The following is a 19,199-nucleotide window of genomic DNA, read 5'->3' as shown; positions in this document are numbered from 1 at the left end:
CCGTGCCACTCCGACATCATGGCCCTTCGTACAGTGCCGCGGTGAGCAGGTGCGGGCGGGTGCCGTGCGACAGCACGTCGGTGCTGTCGGCGAACTGGTCGACGGCGCCGGTCAGCGGCAACGCCCGCACGGCCGGGTCGGTGATGCCCGCCCGTAGCGCGGCCACGAAACGGCCCACCTCCAGGACCTGGAACGGGCGGTTGTGAAACGGTCGCGTACGCGGGTCCAGCGGGACGGTCAGGCCACCGCGGTTGTGCAGCTCGGCGACGGTCTCGTAGGCGTACACCAAATGGTTTTGACGGTCCTGCCAATGCCCGGCGCTCAGCACCGCCGACAGTGTCGCGTGCAGGGCTCCGATGCCGGGCAGGCGGGCGAACGCGGTGCCGAGCCATTTGCTGTACGGCGGGTAGCGGCGGTGCAGCAGCAGGCACAGCCGCATCAGGTCCCGCACGACGCGGGCCGCCACCACCGTCGAACCCAGCTCGTCGCCGGTCTCGCCGCAGCGGCCCACGAACGCGTCCTCCTGGCCGATGCGCTGCCATTGGCAGGCCAGCACGTGACGCCACACGTCGTCGGGATACCAGGCGAGCGTTCTGCGCACCCGCGACAACTCGCCCAGATCGTCGTGGAAGACGGCGCCGCCGGTGACCTCGGCCAGCCGCTGCGCCGGGGTGCCCAGCCAGTCCCGCGTGGTCATGCCTTCGAGGGGGTTGACGCCGATCAGCCCGTTGAGCCAGGCGCCGAGCTCGGCGACCGCGACGGCGTGCTCGACCCGGCCGGTGCTCTCGCGCATGTGCCGGGTGCCGTGCTCACCGACCGCGACCAGGCTGATGGGATAGCCGGCGATGCGGTGCGGCAGCCGGTCGGCCAGCATCTCGTGGATCGCCGTACCGTGCGTGGCCAGGTCGTCCGCGGTGAGGAACAGCTGCAGGCGCGGCCCCCAGTCGTGGTCGGTCGACCGGTCGGTGTCGAACCCGAGAACCTCCGACCCGGGACCGATCAGCGCGGCCGTGTGCGGCCGGTCCAGCAGCGGCCGTACGGCGTCGAAGTACAGCCGGCGCGACAGCTCGACACCCTTCACGCCGGTCAGGATGGCAGCACCCGGGCCGCGGCGACACCGGATTTTGATGGAATACCGTGTATGAACCGCGACCTCGTCCACCCCCGCAAAGCCCGCCCCGGGGACCACATCGCCGTCATCTCCCCGTCGTTCGCCGCCGCCGGTGCCTTCCCGGCGGTGCACGAACAGGCGATGCGGCGCCTCACCGAGGTGACCGGACTCGTGCCCGTCGAATACCCCACCACCCGGCAGGTCGGGGCGAGCCCGCAGGCCCGGGCCGGCGACATCAACGCCGCGTTCGCCGATCCGCGGATCCGGGCTGTGCTCGCCGTCATCGGCGGCGAGGACCAGATCACCGTCATCGCGCACCTGGACGCCGCGCTCGCCCTGGCCGACCCGAAACCGTTCCTGGGCACCAGCGACAACACCAACCTGCACCAGTGGCTGTGGGGACTCGGGATCGCCAGCTTCTACGGCGGATCCTCCCAGGTCCACCTGGGCCCCGGACCGGCGGTCGACGACATCCACGCGCGGTCGCTGCGGGCGGCGCTGCTCACCGGCGAGACACTCGAGATCACCGAGCCCGGCGAGTCCGAGGACACCGGGTTCGACTGGGGCGATCCACAGGCCCTGACCTCGTACGGGGAAAGGGAACCGGCCGGGCCGTGGGACTGGTACGGGCCGAGCCGCACGGTCACCGGCCCCGCGTGGGGTGGCTGCGTCGAAGTCCTCGAACAGGTCCTGACGGCCGGCCGTTTCCGGTTCCCGCCGGGCGTCCTCGACGGCGGGGTGCTGCTGCTGGAAACCTCCGAGGAGCTGCTGCCGGCCCGCAACGTCGGATGGATCGTGCGGGCCCTGGGCGAACGCGGCCTGCTCGCCGCCGTCGACGCGGTCCTGCTCGCCCGGCCGCCGGTCTCCGACTTCACCCGCCGCCCCGACGCCGCCGAACGGGCCCGGCTGCGCGAGGAGCAACGTGACGTGGTCGTGGGGATCGTGGAGCGCTACAACCCGCGGGCGGTCGTGTGTGTCGGGGTGCCGTTCGGGCACACGCGGCCGCAGTGGATCCTGCCGCACGGCGGCCGGATCACCGTCGACGGCACCACGCGGCGGATCTTCGCCGACTACCGGTAGCCGGTGTTTGGCCGCTACCCCCGCCGCCTACCCACCTGAAGAAGACTCAGGTAACGGCGGGCGACCCGGTCACCCATCCGCGTGCGGATCCGCTCCGCGATCGCGTCGAGCAGCGGCTCGCGCACATCGCCGTCCAGCGCACGATAGAGCGACGTCGACCGCAGCAGATCCGCGAAACCCTCCCCGGACAACCACTGGACGCTCGGATACCAGCGCACCACCGCCGGAGCGAACAAACCGGCAGAATCCCAGGCCTGCCCCGTACGGCGTACGTCCTCCTCGACCGGCGGATGCCCCCAGCCGGGATGCCCCGGGACGAACCGTTCGTGCAGGTCGGCCGTCTCGGCGTACACCTCGGGCTCACCCGGCCGGCGCACCACGACATTACTGAGCAGGGCCACAAACCCGTCAGGTTCCACGACCCCGTACGCCCGTGCCCAGCCAACCACCGGATCCACCCAGTGCCACGACGACGCGGCCACCAGCAGCCGGAACCGGCGTCCGCGATCGTCCCAGTCCTCAAAGGCCGACTCCTCGACCGTGACGTCGCCGAGCCGCTCCCGGGCCAGCGCCGCCAGAGCCGGCCCCGGTTCGAGCGCGATCACCGCCAGCCCGAGCCGCGTCAGCGACCGCGTCGCCTGGCCCGTGCCGCAGCCCACCTCAAGCACAGCCTCACCCGCACCGACCCCGGTCAGCGCGACCAGGTCGGCGAACAGCTCGTCGGGATACCCGGGCCGCACCCGGTCGTAGAGCTCCGCCACATCGTTGAACACCCGGCCGAGGTTGTGCCGCTCCGAGCCCATCCGAGACACGATACTGTCCCGGCGAGCGCGGGCACCGATGAGCCGGACCGCCCGCCGGTCCCGCTTTAAACCCGCGCGAGCCGTGGCCGTGGCCGGCGCGCTCACATCGGGGGACCCCGCTCGCGCTCGCACCGAGGACTTGCGGGGCCGCGGGCGCGCGGTTCCCCGACGTCGGCCACGATTCTCCGGCGCCGAGCGGGCTGCCGCGTGGTGATCCGGTCGCGGCCGGCTGGGTGCGGCCGTCGCGCTCGCATCGAGCGACCTTGGAGGCCGCGGGCGGATTTGCCGTGGTTATTCTCGTGCCAGACCGGATCGGAATGCCGCGCGCGTCAAGCGCCGGGCGCCCCAACCCGAGATCGGCCACCGAGAGGCCCTTAGGGCAGGTAGCTCCAGGCGCGCTGGAGGCCCGCGGCCGAGCTGTGCGACCGGCCGATGACGCTCGTGTCCAGGTGCCGCCGATGGAGATGACCGCAGCCCGGGGGGAAAAATTGCGCGCGAACCGCAATGGCGCGCGAACCGAGTGGCTCTCAGCGTAGATAGCGCAAGGCGCGCTGCTTGTCCAGGTGTCGCCGATGGAGATGGCGCGAGCCGCCGTCGCCGGGCGAAATGGCCGCGTGCGGCGATCGAGCGGCAACGTCGTGGGCGGCGTGGTCGTGGCCGAACCGCCTGGCCGGAGGTGCCGAAGGCCTCGATCCTGGGGGCGGGCGACGCCCGTGGCGCTCTCCTGGAGTGCGGCGATGACTCGCGATCGAGCGGGACGGCGATGCCGCGCGAGCCGCATCCATCCGCAGTGGCCGCATCCACGCCGCCGCCTGCCCCACCCGCGCGGCGGTCGAGGGCACGGCGCGCGGCTCCGTCACCGCGCCTCGCCATACCTCGGCGCCGATCCCACTATGTGGCAATCCCAGCCACATGGTGGACTTTCTCGAGACCTTGGAGACCTACGCCCATATGCGAGCCATAAATCTCCAAGGTCTACGAAACGGCGCGGAAAGCGGGCGAACAAAAGCCACGAGGGAGGACGAACTGTCCTCTACAGTGGACATGCGTCCCACATTGCGGACGCGTAGCCACGATGTGGTCGCCGGTCCCGCATTCCGGTCGCGGGTCCCACATCGTGGGCGTGGAAATGGTTGCGCGCGTTCCGGGACGCTCACGCCCGACATCGAGGCCGACGGGCGACACGTCATGATCACGGCGGGATCGGGGGCGAACAATCACGAGTTCGCCGTCCTCGAAGGCGGCGAGGGCTGGTGGACCAGGCCGGTCGGCGGTCGCCGTGCGGCGTTGCGCGGTCTGCCGGCGCGGTTGACTAATTGGCTGGTTCGAGTGTCGCCGTGAGCCATTACGCGCCCGCCGCCGAGATAGCCAATGAACCCGCACATGGTCGCCGCGCGTTGGTCAGGCCGGCGGTCGCTTTACGGCACGACGCAGCTCGCCGCCACAATGGGTGGCCAGGGTTGACCAGGCCGGTTCGGCGGCCGCCGTGCCGCATTTCGGCGCGCGGAGTTCGCCCGGCAGATCGGCCCGTCTAAAGCGGGACAAATCGCGCCGGCGTCCGGGAGGGCGTCTACGGTCCCTGCCACCGGCTCCGGCCGCGATCCGCAAAGCCTACCCACCCGGACGGCAGCAGCGGCGAAGTCGATCAGCGACGAGGCCTCCAGTCAGCGCCACGACCTCGGCCCACACGCCTACGTGTCGGTCTCCTCGTCCCGCCAACCGCCAACCGCCAACCGCCAACCGCCAACCGCCAACCGGATGGTGCAGGGTGGCCGGGCGCCTGTCGTCATACGCGTCGACAGGTGGACCAGCCCATACCAGCCGCCGACCAGATAGCGCACGGTGGCCGGTCGGCGTACGTACCGACAGGTGGACCAGCCGATGCCGGCCGACTAGGTGGCGCAGGGCGGCTGTCGGTTCGCCGCGCGGACAGGGTGGACCTACCCGGGCGCCGCCGTCGACCAGTTGACGACACTGGGCGGATGCCGGTCGGCCTGCCACGCCGACGCGTGACGGCGGGCCTTTCCGCGGGGAGCGATAGCGGCGGCGCGCTGTTGTTCGTAGGGTGCGCCGATGCGCGTTCTCAAGACCATGCACGGCAGCAAGCGTTCCCTCGTACGCCGGATGGGAGACCACACCCGCACCCTGATCCTCAAGGAGTACCTGCACGGGCGTGAGGGATGGGTGCGCGAGAGCGCGGCGCTGTCCGTGTTGCCGCCGGGCGCACCGGCACCCCGGCTGCTCGCCGCCCGGTCCGAGCCGCCCGCGGTCGAGATCTCCGACGCCGGGGACGGCGGCAGCGTGGCGGACGCGCTGCTCGGCGACGACCCGGAACGGGCCGCGGCCGCGGTGGTGGCGTGGGCGGAGGCGGTCGCGACGCTGCACCGGGTCACGGCCGGGTCGTTCGGGGCGTTCCGGGACGCACTGGCGGCACGTGCCGGCGGGGTGCCGGTCGGGGCGTGGTACGACGTGCGGGAGTCGGTTCGCGAGCTGGAACGGCACTGCGCCGAGCTGGGGGTCGCCGCGCCGGACGCCGCGATGGACGAGCTGGTCGCGCTGGACACGCGGCTGCGCGACACCGGGCCGAACGCGTTGTCGCCGGGGGACACCTGCCCGGACAACAACGTCTTCACCCCGGACGGCGGCCTGGTGCTCATCGACTTCGAAGCGGCCGAGTGGCGGCCCGTGGTGTGGGACGTCGCGTATCTGAGGGTGCCGTGGCCGACGTGCTGGTGCGCGTGGCGGCTGCCCGCGGCGGTGACGGAGGCGGCCGTCGAGGCGTACGGGAACGCTGTGGGGTTTGATCGGGTCTTGGCGCCGGAGATCGCCGCAGCGTCGGCTGCCTGGGCCTTGCTCTCGGGTGCCTGGCTGCTGCCGCGGGCCCTGCGCGACGAACCGCTGCTCAAACAGGGGCCCGGACGGCGGGCGATGATCCAGCACCGGCTGCGCCTGGCCGCCGCCGCGGAGGAGTTGCCGGCGATGGCGGAGCTGGCCGGGCGGCTCGGGCGGGTGCTGACCGGGCGGTGGGGTGAATGTCCGGTGCCGTACGCGCCGGCGTTCCGGTCGGGGCGGTGAGCGGGGTGCGCGAGAATTCTTGCGGGCCGTGTCGATCCGCGGGCCGGCCGTTCGACGTGCGGGTGTGAGGGCCGAGACGCGGCCCCGCCGGATGAGGAGAACGCGATGCCGAAGTACATGCTGATCATGCGGGGTACCGACGAGTCGAACGCGGCCATGATGGCGTCGATCGACGAGTCGATGGCGGCGACCGGCCGGCTCATCGAGGAGATGATGGCCGCCGGGGTGCTGCTCGCGGCCGAAGGGCTGGACCTTCCGGCGCAGGGGGTCGTGGTCGCGTTCGGGGGCGAGGCGCCGGTGGTTACGGACGGGCCGTACGGGGAGACCAAAGAGCTGTTCGGGGGGTACTTCATGCTTGATGTCGCCTCGAAACAGGAGGCGGTCGAGTGGGCCAAGCGGGTTCCGGCCGCGGCCGGCTCGAAGATCGAGGTCCGTCGGGTGGCCGGCAGCGACGAACGCCCGGACGACTACGAGACGGCCGGGCGTGAGAGCAGCGGCCGGATCTGATGGGGCCGGCCGACGTCGAGGCCGTCTGGCGCATCGAGTCGGCGCGGATCGTCGCCGCGCTGACCCGGCTCACCGGCGACTTCGGGCTGGCCGAGGACGCGGCGCAGGAGGCGGTGGCCGAGGCGCTCGTGGCGTGGCCGGGCAGGGCGCCGGACAACCCGGGCGGCTGGCTGATGGCCACGGCCCGGCGGCGGGCGATCGACGCGATCCGCCGCCGCAGCGCCCTGCAATCGCGATACGCCCTGCTCGCGGCCGCTCCGGCAGCCGCCGCGGACGTCGATCCGGACCGCATCGACGACGACGTCCTCGCGCTGATGTTCGTCAGCTGCCACCCGGTGTTGTCCCCGCCGGCCCGGGTGGCGCTGACCCTGCGCGTGGTCGGCGGCCTGTCCAGCGAAGAGATCGCCCGCGCGTTCCTGGTGCCGGTACCGACCGTGCAGGCCCGCATCACCCGGGCGAAGAAGACGATCGCGGCGGCCGGGGTGCCGTTCGAGCTGCCCGCCGCCGGCGAGCGCCGGGAACGGCTGGGCGGCGTGCTCAGCGTCCTCTACGTGATCTTCACCGAGGGGTCGAGCGCCACCTCGGGCGAGCGGCTGGTGCGGCCCGACGTCGCGTACGAGGCGATCCGGCTGACCCGCACCCTGACCGCGCTGGCACCGGACGAACCCGAGGTGCACGGTCTGCTGGCGTTGTGCGAGCTGACCGCGGCGCGCTTCCCGGCCAGGACCGGGCCGGACGGATCGCCGGTGCTGCTCGAGGACCAGGACCGGCGGCTGTGGGACGTCTCGGCGATCCGCCGCGGCATGGACGCGTTGGCCAAGGCGTCGGCGCGCGGGTTCGGGCCGTACGGGCTGCAGGCCGCGATCGCCGCCGTGCACGCGGCGGCGCCGTCGGTGCAGGCGACCGACTGGGACCGGATCGTGCTGCTGTACGAAGCGCTGGGCCGGGTCGCGCCGTCGCCGGTGGTGGAACTCAACCGGGCGGTCGCCGTGGCCATGGCGTCCGGGCCGGCGCAGGCGCTGAGCATCGTGGACGAGCTGGTCGCCGCGGACCGGATGCCCGGGTCACACCTGGTGCCGACCGTACGGGGCGAGTTGCTGGCCCGGCTCGGACGGCGATCGGAAGCGCGGGCGGAACTGGAGCTGGCCGCCCGGCTGTGCGGCAACGAACGCGAACGCTCGGTTCTGCTGGCGAAAGTGGCCGCGCTTCGCTGAATATCGTGTCTTCGTCGCCGCGGTGGGCCTGATCGCGGGGTCTGAGGTGCCCAAATCCTCCTAGGCCCCGCGAACATCTATCCGACGGCGGCCAGGAAGTTCGAGTAGAACAGGCCCAGGCCGGCCGCCACGCAGACGCCGGCCACCGTCCAGAACCGGACCACGATGTTGACCTCGCTCCACCCGGCCAGCTCGAAGTGGTGGTGCAGCGGCACCATCCGGAAGACCCGCCGGCCGGTGGTCCGGAACGAGACGATCTGGATCACCCAGGTGACGATGATGATGAAGAACAGCCCGCCGATCAGGATCGACAGCAGAGTGGTGCGGGTTGCCACCGCGAGCCCACCGATCAGCGCGCCCAGCCCGAGCGAGCCCACATCGCCCATGAAGATCCGCGCCGGTGACGTGTTCCACCACAGGAACGCCACACAGGCACCGGCGGCCGCCGCCGCGATCATCGCGATCTCCAGAGGGTCACGGACCTGATAGCAATATTCGTTCGCGCGGGCGTAGGTCGCGTCGGCGCACCAATGCCGGTACTGCCAATACCCGATCAGCGCGTACGCACCGAGCACCAGCGCCGACGCGCCGGTGGCCAGGCCGTCGAGGCCGTCGGTGAGGTTCACGCCGTTCGACATCGCCGTGATCACGAAGACGAACACGATCACCGAGCCGACCTTGCCGACGTCCAGCCAGCTGATGTCGCGCACGAACGAGATCCGCTCGCTCGCCACGGTCTGCCCGTTGGTGCTCGCCACGTAGAGCGCGACGACGCCGAATCCGGTACCGATGATCGCCTGGCCGAGCAGTTTGGCCTTGGCGGACAGACCGTCGGAGTTACGGCGGCGGACCTTGAGGAAGTCGTCGACGAAGCCGACAGCGCCGCAGAAGACGAACAGTCCGAGCAGGACGAACGCCGTCATGGTCGGCTTTTCCTGAGCGATCTGCCGCTCGGGCAGCGTGGTCAGCGCGACGTGCCCGGCGACGTAGGCGATCAGGGTCGCCACGATGAACACGACGCCACCCATCGCGGGCGTGCCCCTCTTGCCCTCGTTGGAGGCGAGCCCGAGGGAACGGATCGGCTGGCCGGCTTTGAGCGCGGTGAAGACCCGGATCGCCACCGGCGTGCCGAACAGGGAGATGACGAACGCGACCGCCGCCGCGACGATGACCGCCCTCATCGGCAGGTATCGGATAGGTCAACATTAATGATCACGGGGCACGATCTTGCCATCCGCCGTTCGTGCGGCGACGACCGGCGCGCTGCGCGTCGCGTGGCCACGCCTGGGAGCGTCAGCCCTCTGCTTCCGGTGCAGGGATGACCATGAAGTCGGTGACGAAGGCAGTGACCTGACCGTCGGCCGCACGTCCGACGAAGGTCGGATACACGCCGTCGCCCCAGCCGGAACTCACCACGATCACATTTGCGCCCGTGGGCTCATCGGTGACCGCGTCGATCGGTGCCGGAGCTGCAGGGATCTGAGCCGGGATGTACACCTCGTCCAGGCGGTCGAAATCCCAATCCGCCAACGCCCGCACGGCCACCACATCGGCCAGGGTGCCGACCCCGGCATCGACCGGATAGCCGAAGAAGTCGCCCACCGCCTGGCCGTCAACCAGAGCCGGCTCCCACCGCACCGCCGGCCGCTCACTGACCACAAGCTGGAGGGCGGCAGTGCGCACATCGGATTCGCTTCCATCGCGGTGAATCGACGCCACCCACGCACGCAACTCATACGTGCCCGGCCGGACCGTCACCACGAACGCGGGCGCCTCAGCATCGGCCAACGGGTCACAGCCGACAATCTGCCCGCTCGGCACCGTCACCTTGCCGACCACATGGTCCTCGATCACATACTCGACGCCCTCGCGAACGATTCGGACAGCACGCCCGAGCAACGTGGTTAAATCCGGCAAATAAGACACTCGTACTCCCGGTATCACCAGCGACCGCACCCCGGCCGATTTGGTGATCATCGTGCCAAGGGCCAGCCTGCTCATAGCCGGATCAGGTCGGCTACCTCCTCGGGCAGGCCGGGTGACGTCATGACGTGACCCATGCCGGGCACGACGTGCAGGACCGCTCCCGGGATCAAGGCAGTCAGCGCCTCGCCGTGACCGAGCGGATAGACCGGATCCTGGTCGCCGTGCACGATCGAGGTCGGTGCGGTGATCGACGACAGCGGAGCCATCAGGCTGGGGTCATCCATCCACACGGCACGGTGGTGGTTGGCCGCGGCCGCCGGGTCGACGGCCCGGGAGAACGCCAGCTCGAGCATCGCCCGGGCGGCCGGCTCGTCGAACGGCCGGACCGGCCCGTTGAAGACCCGGAACAAGGCCACGTCGGACTCGATACCCGGCGGCAGCCCGGCGTTCAGATGCGCGACGAACGCCGGTGACGGCGGCGGCAGATCGTCCGGGTCGGCCGGCTCCCCGGCCAGCGCCCGGGCCCGCGCCGGACCCGGATCGTGGCTCATCGGTGAGCTGGACATCACCGTCAAGGAACGGACCCGGTGCGGCACGTGCACCCCCAGCCACTGCGCGATCATGCCGCCCAGCGAGGCCCCGGCCACATGAGCGGAATCCAATCCATAACCGTCCAGCACGGCCAGGCAGTCACGGGCCATGTCCGCGATCGCGTACGGATGGGCCTCGAAGTCCACGACACTGGACCGGCCGGTGTCGCGATGATCGAACCGGATCACCTGAACCCCACGCTCGACAAGCCGGCCGACCAGCGCGTCAGGGCAACTGACTCCTTGAGCGGCCGAACCCATGACCATCAGAACGGCAGGGAGCTCCGGATCACCGACTCGCTCGGTCCAGATCCGCAACGCTCCAGAGGCCACGAACCGCTCGTGCGCATCCACCATGGCGGCACAGTAGCGGCCACCCCGCCGCGAACACCGAGATTTTCCGATGGCCCTCACGTGAGCCTGGACCGGTCCTCGACGTTTCCCGTTGCCGATTATGAGCGCAGCCCGCCGCCACCCGGTGTCGCCGACAACGCCCCGCACGGTCCGCGATTGTCCGACCATGCGGAAGATCCGTGTCGCGCCGCCTAAGGAGACGTTTCCGGGTCGGGGTCCGAGTCCGTGTTGTTCCCAAGCCAGGCCGCGGCGGATCTCGATACCGTGCGGGTCGAGCAGCCCGCGATTGTTCTGCGGATCGCAGCACGCGACCGACGAGCCGCACCTGTCTGCACGTCGACGCGCGCCTCTCGCCCACTCATCCCACTATGTGGCCATCCCTTCCACATTCTGTAACTGTTCAGCTGGTTCCGTCGGCCGGGAGTCCCCGTGCGAGGCGGCGCCGCCCGGCCCGGGCAGGTCCCAGCTCCCCACAATGGGCGCCCCACCCGGGTGTGGGCAGTAGCGACGCCGGGGACGCTGTGGCTCCCCACACCGCGGCCACCCCCACCCGGGCGTGGGCAGTCGCGACGGCGGGAAGGCCGCGGCTCCCCACACCGCGACCACCCCCACCCACGTGTGGGGAGTCGCGACGGCGGGAAGGCCGCGGCTCCCCACACGTGGCGACCCACCGCAGGTGTGGGCACCCGCCACGGCCGAAACGGGCCAGCTCCCCACAGCCACGGCCCTCAGGTCCGCCACGCAAGGCCAACGCATCGGAGGGTGAGCAGCGCGAAAACCAGCTGAACAGTTCCACATTCTGGATTTGGTCGAGACCTTGGAAAGTTACGCCCACATGCGAGCCCTAAGTATCCAAGGTCTACGAAACGTCAGAAACGACGGCCAACCAAACGGGGACGAAAGCGGCGAAAAGACACTCCACTGTGGATGCGATTCTCACGTTGTGGACCCACTGCCACCATGTGGTCGCCAATCCCACACAACGGACGCGCATCCCACATGATGGCGCGCGGCATCACCGGCCGGCGAGCGCCACGACGGCGTTGCAGGGCGGCGGTGGGTACCGACCGACGCGACCCGCCCCGCGATACGCAGCAATGCCCGCCCCGCGGCGATCCCGGTCACTGGCACTACGAAACGACCTGGGCCGCCATCGGCAGATCCTCTGCCAGGGCAGGGTCGTCGCGCTCGCATATCCGTAAGTTACCAGGGAGTCGAGCATAAGAGTCACTATGGTGTAAGAGTGTTTTGTCCGATTCTTGGATTATTGGATTACCGGTAATTGCAATCCAGTAATTCTGGCAAAGCTGTCTCAGCGCGGCTTCGCCGCCGGAGTGAAGGTCTGGGACGCTGGCGCGGTGACTCACCCCTCGTACCAGATCTCGTACGACGTCGCCGCTGTCCCGGTGCCGCGGCTGATGGAACTGTTCGCCTCGACCTGGTGGGCAGCCGGACGCACGGAAACGCAGACCCGCGCGATACTCGCCGGATCCGACGTCGTGGTCACGGTCGTACGGCGACAATCCACCCCACTCGCCGGGTTCGCCCGGGTGCTGACCGACCGGACGTACCTCGCCGTGGTCCTTGATGTGATCGTCGCGGCCGACGTCCGGGGCGTGGGCATCGGCGCCATGGTCATGGACGCCGTGCTGGCCCACCCCTGGGTCGCGGGGGTGCACAGCGTCGAGCTCGTCTGCCAGCCCGAGCTGACCGGGTTCTACGAGCGGTGGGGCTTCACGCAGCGGGTCGGACGATCCCGCCTCATGCGCAGGACAGCCGACGCGTCACTCGCCGGCGAATAGACATCTTCCGCGGTAGAGATCTCTTGGCTGATCGACTCTCTGCCGGCGCCGCCCTACGAGGCCATAATGTGGGATCCGTGTCCGCTGTACGGGACCAGCGCCCACATTGTGGCAGCGCGTCCGCAATGTGAGACGAGCGTCCACAGTGGAGCACCTTTTCTCTGCTTTCACGCCCTTTGTTCGGCCGGTTTGCCCGAGGTTTCGTAGACCTTGGATACTTCGGGCTCGTATGTGGGCGCAACTCTCCAAGGTCTCGAGAAAGCCCAGGATGTGGTCGAGATAGCCACATAGTGGGATGGAAGCGGGGCGAGGCGTGCATCGGCCTGGAGACATGTGCGGCTCGTCGGTCACCTCGGCAGCCGGCGCCGGTCGCGGGCTGCTGGTCGCGGGCTGCTGCGGGACTGCCCGTCGCCGGTTACCCGGTTACCCGGTTGCCCGTTGCGGGTCGCGGGTCGCGTAGTGCCAGTTGCGGTCGCGGGTTGCCCGTCGCCGGTAACCCCGTTCCCGGTTACCGATCGCGGGTCGCGTAGTGCCGGTTGCCATTGCGGATCGCGCATTGCCGATTGACGGCCGCGGCGGCTCGACACGCACGGAATCGAGATCCGCCGCTACCGAGCCCGGGAACGGCAACGACGCGAATCCGGACCCCGACCCGGAAAGGTCTCAACGGCGTAGCCACCGGTCGAACCAGGCCCGGGTCCGGTGCAGGACATCCAGCTGGTGGGCACGCTCCCGTATCGCGTGCCCCTCCCGGGGATAGATGACGAACTCGTGCTGCACGCCGAAGTGGCGCAGCGCGCGATGCAGGTACACCGCCTGACCCACCGGCACGTTGGTGTCCTCGGCGCCGTGCAGGATCAGCACCGGCGTCCGGATGCGGGCAGCGAACGAGATCGGGCTGACCGCGTCGTGCGGGTGCGGGCCGACGCCGGACCAGCCCGTACTGCCGCCCAGCGCCGCCTCGAACTGGCCGTTCTCGCCGGTCGCGGCCAGCATGCCCCAGTCGGCTACCCCGGCGCCGACCAGCGCGGCACGGAAACGGCTGGTCTGGCCGATCGCCCAGGCCGACATGAAACCGCCGTGGCTCCAGCCCGCGATGCCCAGGCGGTCCGGGTCGGCCACACCGGACGCGATCAGCATGTCGATGCCGGCCTCGATGTCGGTCCACTCCTCACGGCCGACCCGGCCCGCCACCCGCGCGGCGAACTCATGACCGTGGCCTTGACCGCCACGCGGGTTCGGCAGGAACACCGCGTAGCCGGCCGTGGCCAGCCACTGCGCACTGGGGAACCAGAACAGCTGCAACCGGTCGGCGTAACGATCGTACGGGCCGCCGTGCACAATCGTGACCAGCGGAAACGGCCCGGTCCCGTCGGGCGGCAGCACGAGCAGGCCGTCCAGGTCAAGGCCGTCGGCGGCCCGGTACGCCAGGGGGCGCTGGGTGCCGAGGGTGACGCCATCGAGTTCCGGGCGGGTGTCGGTGATGCGGCGCAGCGGCCCGCCCGGCGCTCCGATGTGCACGTTCGGGGGTGTGTAGCGGCCGCCGGTGACGGCGGCGATCGTCGACCCGGACGGGGTGACGGTGAGCTGGTCGAGGCGTCCGGGGTGACGCGACAGGACCGTGGGGCCGGCCGGGTCGAGCCGGGCCACGGTCGTGTCCAGGCCGTCGGCGAACACGACCAGCGGGGCGGCGTCCGTCTGGTAGAGCTCGGTCGGGCACATCGCCAGGCCGGCGGTGCGATTGCGGGAAGCCGCCGAAGCAAGGGACAGATCGAACACGGCCATGCCGGCCTGCAGACCCGGCGGGGTGAGCGCGAGGTACCCGATGTGCCAGCCGTCGTCGCCCGGCCACCACGCCAGGGATCGGGCGTCCGCCGGGACAGATCCGAGATCCTCGGCCGTACGCGTCGACAGGTCGAACACATGCAACCGGCCCGTGCGGGGCCCGTAGTCGCTGTCGGCACCGGCCCGGGTCAGCACCGCGAGGGGGCCGCCGCCGGGACGCTGCCGCACTTCCACGACGTGCCGCCCGGCGAACACATCCGGCGTGCTGACCCGCCCGGTGCGCAGATCGAGCAGACGCAACCGGGCACGCGGCTCGTCCTCGCCGACGACGATCGGGTCGGCCCGGTCCCCGCCGTCCTCGGCCAGCAGCACAACCGTGTCGGGATCGGCCAGCGGCAGGTAGTCGACGACGCCGACCGGATAGCTGGTCACCGTCGCGTCGGCGAGGGTGAGCCGCCGCAATTGCGAAACACCGCGGCCGGACAGGAAGAACAACGAGTCCGCCGACCACCGCGGCCGCGCGGCACCATCGGCGGTCGCCCGGCGCCACGTGACAACGTCGCCGATGTCGCCGATCCACAGTTCGGTGCCCAGGACGTAGCAGACCGAACGGCCGTCCGGCGCGATCACCGGGCTGCGCGGCACGCGGCCGTCGACCACGAGCTCCGCGCTGAGCAGTGTCACGCGACGGGCAAACCTAGTTGTCCCAGCAGAGGCAGAACGGCTTGCCGGCCGGGTCGGCGTAGACCCGCCAGTTCTCGCCGTCCGCGTGCAGCGCCGTGGCACCGAGTTTGAGCACCGCCGCCTCGGCCGCGTCGATCTCGGCGAAGGGGACGGTCACGTCGAGATGGAACTGCTGCGGATACGCCGGATCGGGCCAGCGCGGCGCCCGATAGTCGGTGATCTGCTGGAACATCACCGGCTGCGCACCCTCCGATCCGATCATCGCGACGCCCTCGTCCTCGTACGTGACGGGTTTGCCGAGCAGCTCAGCGTAAAAAGCGCTCAGGGCTGCCGCGTCGGGGCAGTCGAGCATCACGCTCATCAGCGTCGTCGCGTCGTTGGCGGGGAACAGGCACAGGTCGAACGGGTGCCCGGCCGGGTCGGCGAGGGTGTACCAGTTCTCGTTCTCGCGCAGCAGCGTGGCACCCAGCGCGGTCGCCCGCGCGGCGCCGGCGTCGAGGTCCGGTACGCGCAGGTCGAGGTGGGCCTGCTGCGGGAAGGCCGGGTCGGGCCAGCGCGGCGCCACATGCCCGGGGCTGAGCTGGGTGGCGATGCGCCAGCCGTCGGGGGTGCGCATCGCGATGAATTCGTCGTGGGCGTACAGCTCGCTCCAGCCGCCGAGCGCGGCGTAGAACGCGGCGAGCCGCCGGGCGTCGGGGGCGTCGAGCACCACCGCGCGTAACGAGCCGATCATCCGCCCATCATGCCCTACCGCCGAAGAACGAGGGCAAGACGACCGTCATGCCCTACCGCCGAAAAACGAGGGCAAGACGACCGTCATGCCCCACCGCCGAAAAACGAGGGCAAGACGACCGTCATGCCCTACCGCCGAAGAACGAGGGCAACGCGATGGTCACGAGCTGCCGCATCTCGCCGAGGCGTACGAGCCGGGCCACGGCGACGTAGACGGCCGCTCCCACGGCACCGGCGACGGTGAGGGTGAGCACGGCGGAGCCGGTGAACGGGGTCAGGGCGTACGCGGCAACTGCTCCGATGCTGCCGGCGACGCCGGCCGCGACCGCCACCTGGGCGTGGGTGCGCAGCAGGCGGTGCCCGTCGATGCGGCCGAGGCGGCGGCGCAGGATGACGATGTCGGCGAGCAGACCCACCGTGTACGCGATGGCGTAGGCGACGGGGATGCCGATGACGATGTCGGCGCGCGGCAGCAGCCAGGTCGCCAGCGCGCAGCCGGCCACCCCGACGACCGACACCAGCGCGGTGATCAGGGCGGGTGTCTTGGTGTCCTGCAGGGCGTAGAAGCCGCGCTGCAGGATCGTGTAACCGGTGAACGGCACCAGCGCCACACCGAACGCGGCCACCACCACGCCGAGCAGCATGATCGCCGACGGGGAGCTGTGGCCGTAGCCGAACAGCAGCGTGGCGATCTGCGGGCCGAGGACGAGCATCGCCACCGCGACCGGGGCCAGGGCGACGACGGCGAGGCGTACGGCCCGGGAAAGGTCTTCGGTGATCTGGCGGTGGTCGAGGCGGGCGGCGTTGCGGCTCAGGCGCGGCAGCATCGCGGTCACCACCGACAGGGCGACCACCGCGAACGGCATCTGGAACACCGCCAGGGCGTTCTGGTACGCGCTGACGCCGCCCGGCCCGCTGATCGACGCGGCCCGGGTCGCGGCGGCGAGCAGCACCTGGGAGGCGACGACCGAGACGAGCACCCAGCCGCCGAGCCGGCCGATGCGGCGGATCCCGATGCCGCGCGGGTCGAGCCGCGGCCGCACCGCGAACCCGCTGCGCGCGAGCGCCCACACGACCAGGGCCATCTGCGCGAACACCCCGGCGGTGGTGCCGGCCGCCAGCAGCAGCAACTGCGCCGTGGACAGCGTCGCGATGCTGGTGGCGCCGCCGATCAGCAGGTAGATCAGGCCGACGGCGATGACGATGACGCTGTTGGCCAGCGGCGCCCAGGTCGGCGCCGCGAACCGGCCGCGGATGTTGAGCACGGCGCCGGCGGTGGCGCTGACCCCGTAGAACAGGATCTGCGGCAGGAAGAACCGGCTGAACACGACGGCGAGCTCGCGTTGGCCGCCGGTGAAGCCGGGGGTGTAAAGGTCGACGAGCCAGGGTGCGGAGAGCATCGCGGCCACGGTGACGGCGCTCAGGCCGTACACCATCAGCGACAGCAGCCGTTGCGCGTAGACCACGCCGTCGTCCGCTTCGGTGAGCGCGGCGCGGGCCAGCAGCGGCACCACGACGCTGGCCATGGCACCGCCGACGACCAGCTCGTACACCGCGTTGGGCAGGGTGTTCGCCACGTTGTAGCTGTCCAGCAGCCGGCCGCCCAGCCCGAGCGCGGAGGCCAGCACGACCAGCCGTGCGAACCCGGCGACCCGGGATGCGAGGGTTGCCACCGCCATGCCGCGACTGGCGCGTCCTACCGAAGCCATGCCGACATTTTTAGCGCGTGGCCGCACGTCCCGTTAGCGTTGCTTAACGGTGGGGGAGAAAAACTAACTGGACCTTACGTGTACGCCCTGACACCGTAGCCGGTGTGAATGGCTTGTATGTACCACTGATCACGCCTTTCGACGCCGACGGTTCGGTGGCGTGGGGCGCGCTGGAGCGGCTCGCCCACACCGTGCTGGACGAGGGTGCGGCTGGGCTGGTCGCGCTGGGCACGACCGGTGAGCCGTCCGCGCTCACCCCGGCCGAGCGGGAGAAGGTGGTCTCGCTGCTGGCCGGGGTCTGCGTGTCGCGGGGTGTGCCGCTGATCGCGGGGGACTTCGCCGGCATGCCCGGGGTGAGTGCGGCGCTCACGCTGGTGCCGCCGTTCGTGCGGCCCGGCGAGGACGGGGTGGTCGCGCATCTGTCGGCGGTCGCCGCGGCGTCGCCGGTGCCGCTGGTCGTGTATCACGTGCCGTACCGGACCGGGCAGGCGCTGTCGGCCGCGGCCATCCGCCGGATCGCCGCGATCCCCGGGGTCGCCGGGATGAAACTGGCGGCCGGGGGCATCGACGCGGCGACGATCGACCTGATGTCGGCGCCGCCGCCGGGTTTCGCGGTGCTCGGCGGCGACGACGTCTTCATCGCGCCGCTGCTCGCGCTGGGTGCCCAGGGCGCCATCCTGGCGTCGGCTCACATTCAGACTTCCGCGTACGCCTCCCTGATCGCCCACTGGCACTCCGGCGAGCTGAAAGCGGCCCGCGACGCGGGTGACCGGCTGGCGCGCCTGTCGATGGCGCTGTTCGCCGAGCCGAACCCGACGGTCGTCAAGGCGGTCCTGCACGCCCAGGGCCGCATCCCGTCGGCGGCGGTGCGGTTGCCGTTGCTGCCGGCCTCGGCCGAGAGCGTGCGGGCCGCGTTGGCCGCGCTGTAATCGGTTGCTCGCTGCGGCCCGGGACGGGCACGATCGGCGGCATGTTGAGCGCCGAGATCATGGATTATTACCGGCTTGGTGGCGAGCGTGTGCGGCTGACGTCCGGCAACGCGCGGCTCGAGTTTCTGCGCACCTGGGACGTGCTCAGACGGGTGCTGCCGCCGGCGCCCGCGGACGTGCTGGACGTCGGCGGGGCGACCGGGGTCTACGCGGGACCGCTGGCCGAGGCCGGCTATCGGGTGCGGGTCGTCGACCCGGTGCCCGAGCACGTCGCCGCGGCCGCGACCCGGCCGGGGGTGACCGCCGTGCTCGGGGATGCCCGGTCGCTGCCCGCCGCCGACCACACTGCGGACGCTGTGCTGCTGCTGGGGCCGCTGTATCACCTGCCGGAACGCGCCGACCGGGTCGCGGCGTGGCGGGAGGCGGCCCGGGTGGTACGCCCCGGCGGGCTGGTCGTGGCCGCCACGATCAGCCGGTTCGCGTCGTTGTTCGACGGGTTCGTCAAGGGTTTCTACCGGGATCCGCGGTACCGGCCGCTGGTGGAGGGCGCGCTCGACGACGGCGTGCACCGCAACACCGACATGACAACGGGATGGTTCACCAGCGCCTACTTCCATCACCCGGACGAGCTGGTCAGCGAGGTGCCGGAGGCGGGGCTCGTGTTGCGGCAGCGGGTCGCGGTGGAAGGGCCGGTGTGGCTGACCGGTCCGCGACTGGAGCAGATCCTGGCCGACCCCGAGCAGACGACGCTGATGCTGGACATGCTGCGCGCGACGGAGACCGAACCGAGCCTGCTCGGCGCCAGCTCCCACCTGCTCACCGTGGCCACCACCGCCGGTGCGGGCTGAGCGGTTCGCGGCCGCTGCTTGCGGCGGTTCTCTGAGTCCGGCAGCCTCGG

The 19,199-nt window shown here is 71.0% G+C and carries 15 protein-coding genes; 7 read left to right on the top strand and 8 right to left on the bottom strand.

Going from position 1 to position 19,199, the window contains the following annotated elements; all coding sequences use genetic code 11:
• Positions 1-16: 16 nt before the first annotated feature.
• Positions 17-1,081 (bottom strand): DUF4037 domain-containing protein, encoded by a 1,065-nt coding sequence (locus HH310_RS16300; protein ID WP_312034127.1) that lies wholly within the window; start codon positions 1,079-1,081, stop codon positions 17-19.
• 60 nt (positions 1,082-1,141) lie between these two features.
• On the opposite strand from HH310_RS16300, the gene HH310_RS16295 reads away from it, so the two are divergent.
• Positions 1,142-2,191, top strand: coding sequence for an LD-carboxypeptidase (locus tag HH310_RS16295; protein ID WP_169176401.1), 1,050 nt, complete (start codon positions 1,142-1,144; stop codon positions 2,189-2,191).
• 14 nt (positions 2,192-2,205) lie between these two features.
• Here HH310_RS16295 and HH310_RS16290 read toward each other — a convergent pair whose 3' ends face one another.
• A complete protein-coding gene (locus HH310_RS16290) occupies positions 2,206-2,994 on the bottom strand; it encodes a trans-aconitate 2-methyltransferase (RefSeq protein ID WP_169176400.1) in 789 nt (262 codons plus the stop codon).
• A 2,073-nt stretch (positions 2,995-5,067) separates the two neighbouring features.
• Here HH310_RS16290 and HH310_RS16285 point away from each other — a divergent pair.
• From HH310_RS16285 to HH310_RS16275, 3 genes are all read left to right on the top strand, one after another.
• Positions 5,068-6,069 (top strand): phosphotransferase, encoded by a 1,002-nt coding sequence (locus HH310_RS16285; RefSeq protein WP_169176399.1) that lies wholly within the window; start codon positions 5,068-5,070, stop codon positions 6,067-6,069.
• Positions 6,070-6,174: 105 nt separating this feature from the next.
• Positions 6,175-6,576 (top strand): YciI family protein, encoded by a 402-nt coding sequence (locus HH310_RS16280; RefSeq protein ID WP_169176398.1) that lies wholly within the window; start codon positions 6,175-6,177, stop codon positions 6,574-6,576.
• Entirely contained in the window at positions 6,576-7,790 is a 1,215-nt protein-coding gene (locus HH310_RS16275; protein WP_169176397.1) for an RNA polymerase sigma factor, read from the top strand. Before HH310_RS16280 ends, HH310_RS16275 begins: the two co-directional genes overlap by 1 nt.
• Positions 7,791-7,867: 77 nt before the next feature.
• Here the strand turns inward: HH310_RS16275 and mraY are convergent, their stop codons facing one another.
• From mraY to HH310_RS16260, 3 genes are all read right to left on the bottom strand, one after another.
• Entirely contained in the window at positions 7,868-8,971 is a 1,104-nt protein-coding gene (gene mraY, locus HH310_RS16270) for a phospho-N-acetylmuramoyl-pentapeptide-transferase (protein ID WP_169176396.1), read from the bottom strand.
• Between the two features lie 112 nt (positions 8,972-9,083).
• Entirely contained in the window at positions 9,084-9,791 is a 708-nt protein-coding gene (locus tag HH310_RS16265) for a DUF4241 domain-containing protein (RefSeq protein ID WP_248294061.1), read from the bottom strand.
• Complete coding sequence (locus HH310_RS16260; protein ID WP_169176395.1) at positions 9,788-10,663, bottom strand: alpha/beta fold hydrolase; 876 nt, start codon at positions 10,661-10,663, stop codon at positions 9,788-9,790. Before HH310_RS16260 ends, HH310_RS16265 begins: the two co-directional genes overlap by 4 nt.
• Positions 10,664-12,018: 1,355 nt before the next feature.
• Between HH310_RS16260 and HH310_RS16255 the strand changes: the two genes are divergently transcribed.
• Positions 12,019-12,462, top strand: coding sequence for a GNAT family N-acetyltransferase (locus tag HH310_RS16255; RefSeq protein ID WP_169176394.1), 444 nt, complete (start codon positions 12,019-12,021; stop codon positions 12,460-12,462).
• A 663-nt stretch (positions 12,463-13,125) separates the two neighbouring features.
• Here the strand turns inward: HH310_RS16255 and HH310_RS16250 are convergent.
• The 3 genes from HH310_RS16250 to murJ form a co-directional block, all read right to left on the bottom strand.
• Positions 13,126-14,931 (bottom strand): prolyl oligopeptidase family serine peptidase, encoded by a 1,806-nt coding sequence (locus HH310_RS16250; RefSeq protein ID WP_169176393.1) that lies wholly within the window; start codon positions 14,929-14,931, stop codon positions 13,126-13,128.
• 13 nt (positions 14,932-14,944) lie between these two features.
• Positions 14,945-15,664: a VOC family protein gene (locus HH310_RS16245; protein ID WP_169176392.1), complete on the bottom strand. Its 720-nt coding sequence runs from the start codon at positions 15,662-15,664 to the stop codon at positions 14,945-14,947.
• A gap of 121 nt (positions 15,665-15,785) precedes the next feature.
• Complete coding sequence (gene murJ, locus HH310_RS16240; RefSeq protein ID WP_169176559.1) at positions 15,786-17,342, bottom strand: murein biosynthesis integral membrane protein MurJ; 1,557 nt, start codon at positions 17,340-17,342, stop codon at positions 15,786-15,788.
• A 134-nt stretch (positions 17,343-17,476) separates the two neighbouring features.
• On the opposite strand from murJ, the gene HH310_RS16235 reads away from it, so the two are divergent.
• Together HH310_RS16235 and HH310_RS16230 are read left to right on the top strand one after the other, a co-directional pair.
• Positions 17,477-18,301 carry a dihydrodipicolinate synthase family protein gene (locus HH310_RS16235; protein ID WP_169176391.1) on the top strand — a complete coding sequence of 275 codons (825 nt, stop codon included), beginning with the start codon at positions 17,477-17,479 and terminating at the stop codon, positions 18,299-18,301.
• Positions 18,302-18,342: 41 nt separating this feature from the next.
• Entirely contained in the window at positions 18,343-19,149 is an 807-nt protein-coding gene (locus HH310_RS16230) for a class I SAM-dependent methyltransferase (RefSeq protein WP_169176390.1), read from the top strand.
• Positions 19,150-19,199: the final 50 nt, after the last annotated feature.

Source organism: Actinoplanes sp. TBRC 11911 (genome assembly GCF_012933445.1).
GTDB lineage: Bacteria > Actinomycetota > Actinomycetes > Mycobacteriales > Micromonosporaceae > Actinoplanes.
This window is presented reverse-complemented; position numbering and strand designations above follow the sequence as displayed.

What these genes read in the sequence shown, in the direction of transcription:
- HH310_RS16295 (WP_169176401.1), top strand. Translation starts at nt 1,142, where the DNA reads ATGAACCGCGACCTCGTCCACCCCCGCAAAGCCCGCCCCGGGGACCAC.
- HH310_RS16290 (WP_169176400.1), bottom strand. Translation starts at nt 2,994, where the DNA reads ATGGGCTCGGAGCGGCACAACCTCGGCCGGGTGTTCAACGATGTGGCG.
- HH310_RS16285 (WP_169176399.1), top strand. Translation starts at nt 5,068, where the DNA reads ATGCGCGTTCTCAAGACCATGCACGGCAGCAAGCGTTCCCTCGTACGC.
- HH310_RS16280 (WP_169176398.1), top strand. Translation starts at nt 6,175, where the DNA reads ATGCCGAAGTACATGCTGATCATGCGGGGTACCGACGAGTCGAACGCG.
- HH310_RS16275 (WP_169176397.1), top strand. Translation starts at nt 6,576, where the DNA reads ATGGGGCCGGCCGACGTCGAGGCCGTCTGGCGCATCGAGTCGGCGCGG.
- mraY (WP_169176396.1), bottom strand. Translation starts at nt 8,971, where the DNA reads ATGAGGGCGGTCATCGTCGCGGCGGCGGTCGCGTTCGTCATCTCCCTG.
- HH310_RS16265 (WP_248294061.1), bottom strand. Translation starts at nt 9,791, where the DNA reads ATGAGCAGGCTGGCCCTTGGCACGATGATCACCAAATCGGCCGGGGTG.
- HH310_RS16260 (WP_169176395.1), bottom strand. Translation starts at nt 10,663, where the DNA reads ATGGTGGATGCGCACGAGCGGTTCGTGGCCTCTGGAGCGTTGCGGATC.
- HH310_RS16245 (WP_169176392.1), bottom strand. Translation starts at nt 15,664, where the DNA reads ATGATCGGCTCGTTACGCGCGGTGGTGCTCGACGCCCCCGACGCCCGG.
- murJ (WP_169176559.1), bottom strand. Translation starts at nt 17,342, where the DNA reads ATGGCGGTGGCAACCCTCGCATCCCGGGTCGCCGGGTTCGCACGGCTG.
- HH310_RS16230 (WP_169176390.1), top strand. Translation starts at nt 18,343, where the DNA reads ATGTTGAGCGCCGAGATCATGGATTATTACCGGCTTGGTGGCGAGCGT.